General features: G+C 37.6%; 12 protein-coding genes and 1 riboswitch. Of the genes, 8 read left to right on the top strand and 4 right to left on the bottom strand.

The features are described from left to right. Window positions 1-156 precede the first annotated feature (156 nt). Both PT287_RS02270 and PT287_RS02265 read right to left on the bottom strand, forming a co-directional pair. Window positions 157-1,230 carry a P1 family peptidase gene (locus tag PT287_RS02270; RefSeq protein ID WP_277132247.1) on the bottom strand — a complete coding sequence of 358 codons (1,074 nt, stop codon included), beginning with the start codon at window positions 1,228-1,230 and terminating at the stop codon, window positions 157-159. A 30-nt stretch (window positions 1,231-1,260) separates the two neighbouring features. Next, complete coding sequence (locus tag PT287_RS02265; protein WP_277132246.1) at window positions 1,261-2,484, bottom strand: C39 family peptidase; 1,224 nt, start codon at window positions 2,482-2,484, stop codon at window positions 1,261-1,263. Between the two features lie 135 nt (window positions 2,485-2,619). Then, window positions 2,620-2,796: riboswitch (Lysine riboswitch) on the top strand. A gap of 97 nt (window positions 2,797-2,893) precedes the next feature. Here PT287_RS02265 and PT287_RS02260 point away from each other — a divergent pair. After that, on the top strand, window positions 2,894-4,258 hold the full coding sequence (locus PT287_RS02260; protein WP_277132245.1) for an amino acid permease: 1,365 nt from the start codon (window positions 2,894-2,896) through the stop codon (window positions 4,256-4,258). A 537-nt stretch (window positions 4,259-4,795) separates the two neighbouring features. On the opposite strand, the gene PT287_RS02255 is transcribed toward PT287_RS02260, so the two are convergent. Beyond that, on the bottom strand, window positions 4,796-5,437 hold the full coding sequence (locus tag PT287_RS02255; RefSeq protein ID WP_277132244.1) for a DUF6198 family protein: 642 nt from the start codon (window positions 5,435-5,437) through the stop codon (window positions 4,796-4,798). 93 nt (window positions 5,438-5,530) lie between these two features. On the opposite strand from PT287_RS02255, the gene PT287_RS02250 reads away from it, so the two are divergent. The 5 genes from PT287_RS02250 to PT287_RS02230 all read left to right on the top strand — a co-directional run bounded on the left by PT287_RS02250 (window position 5,531) and on the right by PT287_RS02230 (window position 11,503). Then, complete coding sequence (locus PT287_RS02250) at window positions 5,531-5,989, top strand: MarR family winged helix-turn-helix transcriptional regulator (RefSeq protein WP_277132243.1); 459 nt, start codon at window positions 5,531-5,533, stop codon at window positions 5,987-5,989. A gap of 201 nt (window positions 5,990-6,190) precedes the next feature. Further along, a complete protein-coding gene (locus PT287_RS02245; RefSeq protein WP_277132242.1) occupies window positions 6,191-7,081 on the top strand; it encodes a PRD domain-containing protein in 891 nt (296 codons plus the stop codon). Window positions 7,082-7,213: 132 nt separating this feature from the next. Next, the gene (locus tag PT287_RS02240) at window positions 7,214-9,190 is read left to right on the top strand and encodes a beta-glucoside-specific PTS transporter subunit IIABC (RefSeq protein WP_277132241.1); all 1,977 of its coding nucleotides are present in this window, start codon (window positions 7,214-7,216) and stop codon (window positions 9,188-9,190) included. Window positions 9,191-9,214: 24 nt separating this feature from the next. Next, on the top strand, window positions 9,215-10,660 hold the full coding sequence (locus PT287_RS02235; protein ID WP_277132240.1) for a 6-phospho-beta-glucosidase: 1,446 nt from the start codon (window positions 9,215-9,217) through the stop codon (window positions 10,658-10,660). 12 nt (window positions 10,661-10,672) lie between these two features. Next, entirely contained in the window at window positions 10,673-11,503 is an 831-nt protein-coding gene (locus PT287_RS02230) for a histidine phosphatase family protein (RefSeq protein WP_277132239.1), read from the top strand. An 82-nt stretch (window positions 11,504-11,585) separates the two neighbouring features. Here the strand turns inward: PT287_RS02230 and PT287_RS02225 are convergent, their stop codons facing one another. Next, entirely contained in the window at window positions 11,586-12,830 is a 1,245-nt protein-coding gene (locus PT287_RS02225; protein WP_277132238.1) for an MFS transporter, read from the bottom strand. A 125-nt stretch (window positions 12,831-12,955) separates the two neighbouring features. On the opposite strand from PT287_RS02225, the gene PT287_RS02220 reads away from it, so the two are divergent. Beyond that, complete coding sequence (locus PT287_RS02220; protein ID WP_277132237.1) at window positions 12,956-13,891, top strand: cytochrome C5; 936 nt, start codon at window positions 12,956-12,958, stop codon at window positions 13,889-13,891. A 90-nt stretch (window positions 13,892-13,981) separates the two neighbouring features. After that, the gene (locus tag PT287_RS02215; RefSeq protein WP_277132236.1) at window positions 13,982-14,194 is read left to right on the top strand and encodes a hypothetical protein; all 213 of its coding nucleotides are present in this window, start codon (window positions 13,982-13,984) and stop codon (window positions 14,192-14,194) included. The last annotated feature ends 20 nt before the right edge of the window (window positions 14,195-14,214 follow it).

The raw sequence follows: 14,214 nt of genomic DNA, 5'->3' as shown, positions 1-14,214 counted from the left end.
TATTTTCTCCTATAAAATGTAATCGCTATTATTGGTAACCATTATAGCATTTAACTAGAAGGTAAAATTGTCGTTACCGGTAACAGGAACGCCGCTGAGAAAAAATAAGTCATGAAGCAGTTAAGCTTCATGACTTATTGTGTTAGGCGAGATTAATTAAAGTCCTAATTGCTCCTTTAACTTGATTGCATCTGGGTCATTGTCTAACTCGTTTAGTGCATCTGGTAAGCCGTAAACAGGTTTACCATCGCAATTGATGAAAGTTTTGCCGTGAGCTAATGAACTTAGAATGGCTTCATTAACAATATCAACGGTAATTCGGAAGTAGCGGTCAATCTTATCATCAGTAATTGCTTGAATTGAACTTAACTCTGTTTCTGGGAAGTGACTCACACGATTGGCTGTTGAAAAGGCAAGGGTGATTTCGCCACTGCCGTTACCAGTGAAGGAGCCACTGCGGGTAATACCAACGCTTGAGCGGCGTGCAATTCGCTTTAATTGTCGAGAATTAAACGGAATATCGGTAGCAATAATTGTGATAATGCTGCCTTTTTCCTTATCCTTTCTCATTTGCGTGATTTTTTGACCAATATGTTCGCCATAAATGTTTAAGTCTTCGCCAAAACCAAAGTTGGACATCACAAGTGCCCCCATAGTAAAGGTTTTACCATCAATTTCAACTTGCCGTGAAGCAGAACCGATACCACCTTTTAGGTCGTAACAGCACATACCAGTGCCGCCACCGACGGGTCCTTCTTCAAAACTTGTGTCAGCCGCCATAAAGGCATCGTTAACGTCATCTTCTGTTACACCTAAATCACGAATATGGTTGATAGTACTATCATTGCATTCCATAATAATTGGGTTAACACTACCAGTAGTGGTCCCAATTTCTGGATTTTCGGCAAGCATGCGCTTAACTAAAGCAGTGTAAGCAGTCCCGACACTTAGAGTATTGGTTAAGACCAGTGGCGTTTCAATCGTTCCAAGTTCTTCGACTTGCACTAGTCCGGTACTCTTGCCAAAACCATTGATTACTTGAACAGCGGCTGGCATTTTTTCCCTGAAAATATTATCTTGGCAAGGTTTAATTACTGTTACACCCGTGTTCAACCGGTCAGTTTTTAATGTTTTGTGACCTACAGTAATACCAGCAACATCAGTAATTAAATTTTGCGGACCTTGTTTGGCGTCGCTAAGTGCATTTAAAAGTGGTTTATTAAGTCCCATAATTTTTCTTCTTTCTTAAAAAACATTGTTCTACATAATTTCGATGGCCCATGTTCTAACCTTGTATGCTTGCATAAAAGCTGCCTTAGTCAGCCAGTAATGACCATCAATTGGGTCGGAAACATGAAACAAATCTTCGCTAAAGCCGTCTAATAAAACGGCGTGGTTATTTTTGTATGTTTTGCCCCACGGATAAGTGTCTGGATCTGGTTGAGTGAAATTAGTAGTGACATAGGTTAGGACAGGGTTGCCGCGTTTAATAGCGGCAATGAGGTCTGACTCGTGTGCGCCAGTTAAGTCACGCAAGTCTGTAAATTTACGTCCCCAATTTAATAAGGCAGATGGAAAGATTGCTTCAAAACGTCCCGTGACATTTTCGTAAGGTGAACCGCCAAAACCATGATACGGATTATAATCTGGAGCCAGCGGCATTTCATCGATAAAAGTTTGATAATCCGTTGTTTCCAACTTGTGCTGGTAATGAAGTCCCATTAATAAGGCGGCAGCTTCACAACCGTTTTGAACGCCCCAAAACATCTGGTTAATATTTTCGGTAATAAGTAGGTGTGGTTGCTGGGGGGTTAAGTGGCTGGGATAGTTGTGCAAGATGCAATCAGTTGTCGGAATAAAAGTATCGGGAGCAATTTGAAGATATTCATTGCCAAATATATCCTCTTTGATTGCTTTAATCTGTAGCGATGTTGCTTGGCTAATTTTCTGCAAGTTTTGCCCTAAGTGATTGCACGCAATTGTGCCGCAAGGATTAACAATCAGCGTTTTTTCTTGGCATAAATTATGAGTACGGGTAATTAACGGCTCGCCGTCAAGCCAGATATCACATTTATTAACCCAAGTACCAGCTGAAGTTATAAGCCAAGTTTGCTGAAATATATCTTCTCCCTGACCGATAAATTGCAAATTACTGGTTAATGGTAACTTTTTAAGTAGTTGATGCTGCTGGGAATAAAAACTAGTTCCGTGGCAGTTTTTGACTTTTCCCCATTTAACTTGAGTAAAAAGTACAAGTTTATTAAAATAATTTAATCCTTTAAAATATGCATCGCTAAATAAAAGCAATCCTTGTGAAGTATCGAAGTAAATATTTTGACTATCATCTTTAACTAAATTATCGGTTAATAATTCTTGATTTAATTTACAAGGCACTGCAACTTGAAAATTAACATTAGTTAGAACAGCTGCTTGGTTACTAACAACAATAGGTTGTGCGTTGTGAAAGTGATGAATGATTTCCATGCAGGACTCCTTTCAAGTGATTAAATCTATCATAGCATATTATTTCTAATAAAATTGGAATAAGTTAAATAATTATTAAAGCAATGTATTGACAAATAATGCTTTTTGTCCTAATCTTTTTTTAAGTTAAGGAGCCAACATATTAGAGGTTGCGATAATTACTAACTTAGCAGGAGTACACAAAAGCAAAGATTGTTAATCGAAGAATTATCGCCGAAATCAAGAATTTGTTTGTGCAAGTTTTTGGTTGGGTTGCAGGACAATATCTTGCAAACTGTCTTGGATTATTGCCCAAGGAGCGCTATTTGATTTGTCTAAAATGATTAATTATAGCCTTGTTGTTTTTAGGACAATGAGGTTTTTGTTTGTGCAACTTTTTAAGTTGGCCTGATTTTTAAGAGGTGTTATTTTGAAGGAAAAGAGTGAAGAGAACGCGCCGCAGCTGAAGAAGACAATTGGTGTGTTTGGTGGAAGTAATATTTTAATTGGGATTATGATTGGCTCAGGTATTTTTTACATTGGGTCGTATGTCTTGCAACGGTCACAAATGTCGATGGGCTATGCACTTTTGGCATGGCTAGTTGGTGGTCTAGTTACATTAATGGGAAGTCTGTGCTTTGCGGAATTAGGAGCAATGAATCCCGAAACTGGTGGTATTTACGTTTATCTGTCAGATGCATATTCACCAGTAATTGGTTATATGTTTACCTTTCAAAGTATGGTGATTGGTGGCCCTGGGTCAATAGCGGCGATTGCGATTGCATTGCCGATGGCTTTGACGACCTTTTTCCACTTTGATGATTTAACTGTAAAAACAGTTGCAATTTTATTAATTGTTATTTTCACAGTTATTAATTATTTTGGTGTTAATGTTGGTGAATGGGTGCAAAATTTCTTCACGGTGCTAAAGATTTTGCCATTAGTTTTAATTATTGGTCTGGGTGTCTTTTTTGGTCACTATATGCCTAATTTGTCACTGTCATTACCTGCTGGTCATGGTAATGTGATTGATATTATTCAAATGGTGGCCTTTGCGGTAATCGCATCTCTTTGGGCATTTGAGGGTTGGACTAACTTGAACACAGTTGCCGGTGAAATGAAAAACCCGCAAAAGAACCTGCCGCGAGCATTGATTTTATCGGTTGGTTTTACAACAGTTGTTTATGTGCTGTTCAACTTTGCGATTTATCGTTCATTACCTGCTAAAGCAATTGCTAAGTCAATTAGGGCTGGTCAATTGTACTTAGGGACTAATGTGGCCCAGACATTTATGGGCTATGCAGGTACGATTTTGGTTGCTGTAACAATGGTTTTGGCAATGATTAGTTCATTAAACGGAATGATTTTAGCCTTTTCACGTTATTACTATGCCGTTTCTAAAGATGGCTTATTATGGAAGACATTTGAGCATATTCATCCAAAATATCGGACACCTGATCACGGCTTAATTATGCAAATGATTATTTCAATTGCGCTCGTTTTAACACGAGACTTAAATGAATTGACTTCCTTAGTTGTCTTCAGTGGAGCAATTTTTAATCTGTTGTCAATTTTAGCCGTTCCGGTTCTACGTCACCGCAAACCAAATGTCGCAAGACCATACAAAGTTTGGGCTTATCCGTGGACAGTTATCATTGCTGTTATTGCCTTCTTAATTATTTTGATTAACAATTTCTTTGATGATCCAGTGACTTCATTGTTAGGTTTACTAATTCCAGCAATTTCTGTTGGTGTTTATTACTACTTTAGACATAAGTACCCGGTTAATGAGTAGAACTAGAAGTAAATAATGACTAAAGAAAAAATTATTGCAGAAGCCAAGGCGATCAAGTCTGACCCAAGTTTTTTGAATATAACTGAAACTTGAAAGCAGTAAAACTAGCCAAATCCCCTGTGAGATTTGGCTTTTTTTGTCCTAAATTATGTTTTATTTGCGTCCATCCAGCTGATTTTGGATAAATCTTGGTAGTAGCTTAATAAAGTTATCTATTACTTGCCCAATCTTTTTTGTAATTTCTTCTTTGACTGTTTTGAAGAAAGTCTCTATTTGCCATCTGCTGCCATAAAGCTGAATAATTTTTTTGACCGCAATTGATGTTTGGTAGTAGCCAGGCTTAAAGATTATTACCCACAAAAAGTTGACACTAACACGCTATTCTAGGTAACTGCTAGCTTTCAAGTTTCAGATTTATAATAAAATTGAACTAAATTAATTATTAAAGTAATATACTGAAAAATAATATTTTTCAAATTAAGAAGTCAACATAGTGGGGCTTCTGATAATTTTTAACTTAGCAGGAGCGCTATTTTATTAGCTTAACTTACTTTTGATACTGCGAAATAGTTTTACAAGTGGGCCAACACAAAGAGCGGATATAATTGTTCCTTCACGAATACCAACTAAAGAATGAAAGTAGATTAGTGCAATTGCTAATGCAATAACGACCATACTAAAGTCAACAATTACTTTAGTAACTGCAAATTTTTTCTTTAATGACCAAGCCATTGCTCTGGCCAAACCTTCTCCGGGTAAAATAATTGAACTTGAAGATATCTCTAAGAATACACCAATTGCTAATATGACAATACTTAAGATTGTTAAACTAATTTGTTCTAAGTAATTATGTGGTTTAACAAAACTGAAAACTTTCATGAAAAAATCAATTAAAAAGCCAAAGCAACTTCCCGGAATAATCTGAAGTAAATTGAGAGTACTAAAATCTCTTCTTAAAAACAGGGCCTCTAATAAAACTAAGATTATCATGAAAATAATGGTTAAATTGCCGATCGATACTGGTAAAAGATAACTGACAACATTAGGGATACTGGCAATTGGCGATGTTCCTAAAGCAGCCAGCTTTGACAAGGATACACCAATTGCCATGATACTTAGACCACAAAATAAAGTTAATAGATTACGAGTGTGAAAAGCTTTGATTAAACTGTTTTCCAAATTAGCAACTTCCTTTATAATATAAATGATTAATTTATATTATAGTTTATCATCAATTTAGTGGACAAGTCCATTAATTGACTAGAGGTATGTATGAAATATTATTATTTAAGTAAATTTATTGCTGGTATTTATCGGCAATCCAAAAATGAATTTAACCAGCAGCTTGCAAATTTGAACTTACGAGCAACCCAAAGTGATTTGCTATTATTTATTGTTGAGCATCCTAATTTGATGCAGCGTGAGATAGCTCAACAAATGGTGATTGATCCTAGTTTGTTAGCTAAAGATTTGCAAGTATTATTGCACCAGAAATTGATTACACGTAATAAAGATAGTGCTGATGGACGTGTTAAGCGGATTACAGCTACAACTAACGGTAAAAGTGAAGCACTTAAATTAAAACAGGTGATGGAAACATGGTGGCAGAATTTATTTGCACAACATCAAGAATTAAATACTACTGAATTTTTTAAACAACTAGAAATGGGGTATCAAGCTATTTGCTTTCGTGATACTAATGTATCATCAGTTGTTAATAAGCATAATTAATTTTACTAGAATAATTAATAAAGAATAACGCTGATAAAAAATATGTAAATAACTATTGAAATCGCTTTAATACTGATTTATAATTTTAAGAGTAAATAAGCGTGTTACTGATTCGATCAGGCATAAACCTATAAATAAACAATAACTCATAATCTGCTATTGGTTATTTATAGGTTTTTTTATTAAAAAGAGGTTAGCAAAGTGAAATTTGTCAAGAATTTTAATAACAATGCTGCTTTAGTGTCTGATGAGTCGGGCGTTGATTGGGTGGTTATTGGTAACGGGATTGGCTTTGGTAAAAAAGCTGGTGATGAGATTGACGAGAGCAAGATTAGTCGCCGGTTTGTCGCAGTTGAGAAGAATATTGAGTTGGCCAATAGTATTAGTGATATTGATACGCGTACATTAGCACTGACAACTGAGGTCATTCAGATTGCTTCCGAAAAGTTGCAAACCAAGTTTTCTGATTATCAATATTTTGCGCTGGCTGATCATATTGATTTTTTGCTTAAAAGAGCTGACGAAGGCATTGACTTAGGACAAGAAACGGTCCGGTGGGAGATTCGTAAATTATTTCCTAAAGAGTATGATGTTGCCCTAACGGCGATTAAGGTGATTGAAAAAAAGACAAGCATGACTTTACCACGCAGTGAAGCTGTTTATCTGACATATCACTTTATTAATGCTGGCTCTGATCAAACTAAGCTGCAGGATACGATTAAGATTACTAAATTAATCCGTGGTGTGATTGCTATTATTGAATATCAATATGGGATGCAGCTTGACACGGAATCATTTAATTTTAACCGCTTCATGACCCACTTGAGGGCCTTTATGGTTCGCCATATTTGTGGTATTAATGATGAAAGTGGAAGTGAGCTTGATCGGTCGCTGCTGGAATTAATGAAGGCAAAGTATCAGACGGCTTATGAAACGGTCTTAAAGATTGGTACTTATTTACAAAAGCAAGCTGGTTGGCAATTGCAGCCTGATGATCAAGTTTATCTGACTTTGCATGTCTGGCGGGTAACGCATAGACAGAATAGTTCAAATACTGATGACGAGACTAAGCAACTGACAACTGACAAATAACATAGTTTATCTGGTGTGTTACTGGTAAGGCAGGCATTAACCCGAGAACAATAAAAGAGCATACTTGTTAATAAGCAGGGGCAGACTCTTTATGTTCACGGGTTTTTATTTTGTCTAGTTTAGGAGGAAAAAATGGCTTACGAAGATTTAAGTCAAAAAATTATTGCCAATGTCGGCGGTAAAGACAATGTTGCTAGCGTTGTTCACTGTACGACACGGCTGCGTTTTAAATTGAAGGACGAAAAGAAGGCTAATGATGCCGCAATGAAAGCTACTGATGGGGTGCTTTCGTTAGTTAAAGCCGGTGGTCAATATCAAGTAGTCATTGGTAATAATGTTGCAGATGTGTACGATACTTTAATTAAAGTCGGCGGGTTTTCAGATGGCGGAACAGTTGCTGATGACTATGTTGATACCAGCAATATGAGTTTAATGGATCGTTTCATTGATTTGATTTCTGGGATTTTCAATCCAATATTAGGTCCCTTATGTGCAACTGGGATGATTAAGGGCTTCAATGCCATGTTTTTGTCTTTGGGTTGGTTAACAAAAACTTCTGGTACCTATATTATCCTAAATGCAATTGGTGATAGCTTATTTTACTTTCTACCAGTTATTTTAGGTATTTCGGCTGCTAAAAAGTTTGGCATCAGTAGCTACCTAGGAGCAACAATTGGTGCAGCCCTATGTTATCCTACAATTGTAGCTATGACTACTAGTAAGACTACTTTGTATACTTTGTTTAAGGGAACAATCTTTCAAGCACCAATCCATATAACCTTTTTAGGACTTCCAGTAATTTCGATGAACTATACTTCATCAGTTATCCCAATTATTTTAGCTATTTGGTTTGCATCTAAGGTACAGAGATTTGCTAAGAAGATTATTCCTGATGTTGTTAAAACTTTCCTTGTACCCTTTATGGTATTGCTGATTACTTTACCAGTAACTTTTATAATTATTGGACCTGTTGCAACTTGGTTAAGTAATATTATTTCTTCAATTTGTGTGGGTGTTTATAATATTAGTCCAATTTTAGCCGGTATCTTAATGGGTGCGTTTTGGCAAGTATTTGTTATGTTTGGTGTTCATTGGGGCTTTGTTGCGGTTGCCATGGCTAATTTGGCCTCACAAGGATTTGACCCAATTATTATTTTGAGTCAAGCAGCTTCTTTTGCACAAACTGGTGTTGTTTTGGCAATGTTTTTTCAGACTAAAAATGAAAAAACCAAGAGTTTAGCATTTCCAGCTTTTATCTCTGGGATCTTCGGTGTTACTGAACCAGCTATTTATGGTTTGACACTGCCAAGAAAGCGACCATTTATTTTAAGTTGTATTGCGTCAGCCATCGGTGGTGGATTAATTGGACTGTTTGGAACTAAGAATTGGATGATGGGTGGTTTAGGTATATTTACTATCCCAGCTACTATTGGTAAAAATGGTGTAGATTCAACAGTTTATGGCTATATTTTGGCAATAATTGCTGCTACAGTTTTAGGCTTTGTTTTCCAAATGCTATTTGGCAAAAAGAGCGTTGACGCTCCTCTTGATGGCGAAGCTGCGCCAGCTGTTGCTACTGCTGAAAGCAACGCTAATGCAGAAGTGAAAGAAATCGACAAGGATGTGGCTACCTGTGATGCGCCTAAAGCTTCTGTAACTCCGGAAGATGTTATTGCACCATTAGCTGGAAAAGTTGTTGATTTAAAAGATGTTAAGGATCAAGTGTTTTCAAGTGGTGCGATGGGTCAAGGCGTTGCGATTGAGCCAAGCGAAGGCAAAGTTTGTTCACCAGTTGATGGGACAGTTGCAATGGTTTTCCCAACAGGGCACGCGATTGGGCTTAAATCTGTTAATGGTGCTGAAATAATGATCCATATTGGGATGGACACAGTTGAACTTGATGGCAAGGGTTTTAAGACCTTAGTTGAGAAGGGGCAAGCTGTGAAAGCAGGCGAGCCATTAATTGAATTTGATATTGATGCAATTAAGAAGGCTGGTTATGTTGTGACTACACCAGTAATCGTAACGAACTCAAAGGACTATAATGAAGTTAAGGCAGTTGCAGACGGTCAAGTTAAGATTGCCGATAAACTGTTATCTTTAAAATAATATAAAGGAAAGGTTGCTAAGAGAATGACTACAAATAATTTTCCTAAAGGCTTTTTATGGGGTGGTGCTACTGCTGCCAACCAATTAGAAGGTGCATATCAAGAAGGCGGTAAGGGTTTGTCACTACCTGATGTTTTACCGGGTGGTAAAAAACGGATGTGGGTTGCTAATGATCCCGATTTTGACTTTACGATTGATCCTAATAAGTTTTATCCGAACCATATTGGGATTGACCACTACCACCACTTCAAAGAAGATATTGCACTGTTTGCAGAAATGGGTTTCAAATGTTACCGTTTTTCAATTGCGTGGTCACGGATTTTTCCTAATGGGGATGAAACTGAGCCAAATGAAGAAGGACTGAAGTTTTACGATGCTTTAATTGATGAATGTTTGAAGTACAATATTGAACCCGTAATTACAATTTCACACTATGAACTGCCATTGAATTTAATTACGAAATACGGTGCTTGGAAGAACAAGCAATTAATTGACTTTTATGAGCGGTTTGCTAAGACTGTCTTGACTCGTTACCATGACAAAGTTAAGTACTGGATGACTTTTAACGAAATTAACAGTGCTGCTCACTTCCCAATAATGGGTCAAGGATTAGTAGCTTCTAATGGTGCTAACGACAAGAAGAACGTTTACCAAGCATGGCATAACCAATTTGTTGCAAGTAGTAAAGCTGTTAAGATTGGTCATGAATTAGACCCTGATTTAAAAATTGGGTGCATGATTTTGTATGCAACTACTTACAGTTATGACTGTGATCCAAAGAACCAATTGGCAGCTTTGCAAGAAAACCAAGCCAACAACTTCTTCTGTGCTGATGTGCAAGTACGCGGTCATTACCCAGCTTACACTAAGAGTTTATTAGCTCGCAATGGCGTTAAGCTGAGCGATCTTGATTATACGCAAGAGGAATTGGACTTACTGGCCAAATATCCTGTTGATTACATTGGCTTTAGTTACTACATGTCATCTGTAATTGATGTTACTCATGATAATCAGGAATCAGCTAATGGTAATATGATGGGCGGAGTTAAGAATCCGTTCTTAAAGAGTAGTGACTGGGGTTGGCAAATTGACCCAATGGGCTTAAGAATTGCCTTGAATCAGTTGGCTGATCGTTATCAAAAGCCATTATTCATTGTTGAAAATGGCCTTGGTGCAATTGATAAGCCAGATGAAAATCACTACGTTGCTGATGATTACCGCATTGATTACTTGCGCGAACATATCGAAGCAATTTCTGGTGCAATTGATGATGGTGTTGATGTGATGGGCTATACACCATGGGGTTGTATTGACTTAGTCAGTGCTTCAACTGGTGAAATGTCGAAGCGCTATGGCTTCATCTATGTTGATGAAGATGACCATTGTGAAGGTACTCTTAAGCGTTACAAGAAGAAGTCATTTGACTGGTATAAGCAAGTAATTGCAACTAACGGTCAAGATTTGGGATAAATGGTAATAATTATGAAAAAATGGCTCAAGACACTTATTTCATTTGTTAGCGTAATTACTTTGTTTTTAGTTGGTGCAAATGTTACCGAAGCTAAAAGTAGTAAAGCAACTAATAAGCCAGTAATAATTTATTTGGCACGGCATGGAGAGACCACGGCTAATGTAATGCACCTTGCTCAAGGTTGGAGTGATTTCACTTTGACCGATAATGGTGTTAAAGGTGCACAATACCTTGGCTTAGGCTTAAAAGGAGTTAAATTTAGAGCAGTATATTCTGGTGATTTAACTCGTCAAGAAAAGACGGCACAAGGTGCTTTGGATTATTCTGGCAATAAGAAGATTAAATTACAGATTGATCCGCGTTTGCGCGAATGTAACTATGGCAGTTATGAGGGTAGACAAGATATTGGCAAAAATGTCCCAGAAATCGCAGAATACTATGGTTATAAAGATGTAGCTGACTTCCAAGCTAAAACAGGTAAATTATTCCAAAACAAGATGCAAGACGGTTATTATGCTTTGGATAAGGCTAATAAATTAAACACAACCTTGCCTGAACAATATCGCGCTGAGCAATCAACAACTGTTCAGAAGCGAATGACTGCCGCATTGACTGCGATTGCTAAGAAGCAACAAAAGAAGGGTGGCAATGTCCTTGTAGTTAGTTCAGGGATGTCGATTAATATGTTCTTGTCAGCTCAAGACTACCCAGAATACCAAGGCATTGGTATAGCTAATGATGCTGTTACTAAATTGGTTTATAAAAATGGTAAATTTAAATTGGCAGGACCTATTGGCGATTTGAAGTATTTCAACGCTGGTAAAAAAGCAGCAGATAAGTAATCAACTTATTAACTACCCTTTCAGAAATCAAAAAAGTCTGATCACAAATATTGTGACCAGACTTTTTGAATGCTATTAAATGTTATTTACTTTGCTTTTTCAAACTGAAGAAAATAATCAGAATGAAATTGATTAATAGGGTAAATCCTGTTGTCCAAAAGACAGTCGCGTAATTGAAAACACCGGAAATAATTGATCCCATCATGGAACCAAAGACGGAACCAACGGCTTGGAATGACTGATTGTAACTAAAGATTCGGCCAAAGCTTTCCATTGGTGTATTAAGAGTTAAGACTGTTTGGGCTGCTGGCAACATTGCGGCGCTAGCGATGCCTAATAGAAATCTTAATCCAGCTAATACCCACGGTGAATGGGTTAAGGCCATAGGAACAAAGAGAATGGCACCAACAATTAATCCTAAACGTAAAATTTTTAGAGGACCAATTTCGTCCATTTTGTGGCCAACACGTGAAGCGGCAAGTAGCGTTCCAAGACCAGGAGTTGCGGCAACAATTCCAGCTACAAAGGCAATATTTTTACTATTGGGCATCATTGATTTGACATAAAGCGAAACAATCGGGTCAATTGACATGTTGGCTGCCTGAACGAGTAAAGTAGTAATAAACATTACTACAATTAATTTAACGTTAGGTAATTCATGCATAATTTCGCCCATTGGTTTCATTTCTTCACGAGAAATTGGTGTAAATTCTTCGCTAACAAGAAAGGTGGAACCAATGAATACCAATAACATTAAGAATCCCGTAATAAAGAAGGGAATTCGATAGCCCCAAACGCCACCAAGCCAATTACCGAAGAAACTGGACAAAATGCCGCCGAGCAGAGGGCCAACCAAGTTACCGGCAGTTCCAGCGGTCATCATTTGACTCATGACCCACCCACTGCGTTGGTGTGGGGTTTCACCGGCAATTAGTGCCGTAGCATTATTGATATATCCAGAAAAAGCACCTTGGATAAATCGCATTACGATAATGTAAATAGCATTAGGTGCAAAGCCAGTAGCAGTAATAGTTAACGCCATCACACCGGAAGCACGCATACACATTAATTTGCGTCCCTTACGGTCAGCGAGGTTGCCCCAATAAGGAGAAACAATTGCTTGGGCAATGAAGGTCATGGCAAAGGCAAGTCCAGAATAGAGGTTGATTTGCAACTTACTGTAGTGACCAAGATCCGCAATAAATAATGATATAAAGGGCATTGTCATTGAATAGCCCATACCTGTAATAAAGCAGCCAAGCCAAAGGGTATAAAAGGATTTATGCCAGCCAGCCGGTAACTTGTAAGATTTTGTCAAAATGATCATCCTTCTATGTAAAAAATATTAATCTTTTCTATTTTAGCACATAAAAATTGCTAAGAATTTCCTAAAAACAAGAAATTTGGTTAGCAAACATGTTAGGATAGTGTTTCTGAAAGGATGAGGACATTATGGGGAAAGATCCGCGCATAACAAGGCGTGAATATCGTAAACAATATGTAGAAAGTAAGGCAGAGAAAAACAGGGATGTGAAAAAAACTAACGCAGCAAAATCGCGCCAGTTGCGTGTGCTAACGCGAACAAATTATCGCCATTTAAAATTGAATTTCTGGGAGATTTTCTCTGATCGTCCGTATCTTGCTGTCGCAATTATTGTTCTAGCAATTTTCTTCATTATGGCAAAATTGTGGTGGCTGTTGCTTCTATTAATGGTGTTGGTGGTGATTGGCATTTACTTTATTGGGCGCAGTCACCATCCCGATCGCGTTTTAAGTCTGGAATTCAAATTGAAGGCATCGCGCAAATTAAGTATGTTGCGGGCTCTGCAGTTTGGTGGGGCAATCATTATCTTTTTGGCGACTTATATGAAAAAAGTGGTCAACGTTGATTTTTCATCTGCTGGATCAACCGATGGTTTTCAAATTGTGCAGGGATTGTTGTCTGATCGCGGCGGTGTCTATGGTCAACAGGGGTCATATTTTTTGAACTTGCTTAATACATTAACTGGTGGACAACTATGGGGAACATATCGATACGCGACTAATAGTGCACAGATGATGAATAGCAGTGCTGGACGCTGGATTGTGATTTGGGTATTGCTGCTGATGATTGCACCAGCATTTTGCGTATTAGCACAATTTTTTAGAGAGCCATATTCTCGAAATACGATGCTGATTGCATCGGCCGTGACTACGATTAGCTTTGTCTTAACGCCAACTTTAATGCGCAAGTGGATTGTGGCTTACGCAGTGGAAAACCAAATGTCAAACGCACAGGCACAAGCGGCGGTGAGCGTGGGACCAATGGCTTATGTGGCAATGGGATGCGCGTTGCTGGTTTTAGTAATTTCAATTTATCGCGTGATTAAAAAGGATCAATTTGAATAAAATTGTTTGATATTAAAGAATAGGAGGTTAGTAAATGAACTTTGATGAAATGGTAGAGATGGCAACTTAAAATTAATTCTTAAAGGTAATGTGGAACAAAAGGAAAATAAGCCAATTGGTGTTGTTAGCGTAGTTTATGTGACAAGTGACATTCAATTAGCTAAGCAAAAGTTTACGCAATTAAATAAGCATCAAAGTGCTGACGAATTTTACATGATTTATAGTTGTCCAGTAGATACCTATTTGCCAGATATGGGTCATTATCCATCAATTGAAATTTCTCAAGAAGATTTACAAATCTAAAAAGACGAGGCTTGATGAAG

Origin of the sequence: Lactobacillus sp. ESL0679 (genome assembly GCF_029433515.1) — a bacterium.
GTDB lineage: Bacteria > Bacillota > Bacilli > Lactobacillales > Lactobacillaceae > Lactobacillus.
Note: the sequence above shows the minus strand (reverse complement) of the source record. Positions and strands in the feature narration are given on the sequence as shown.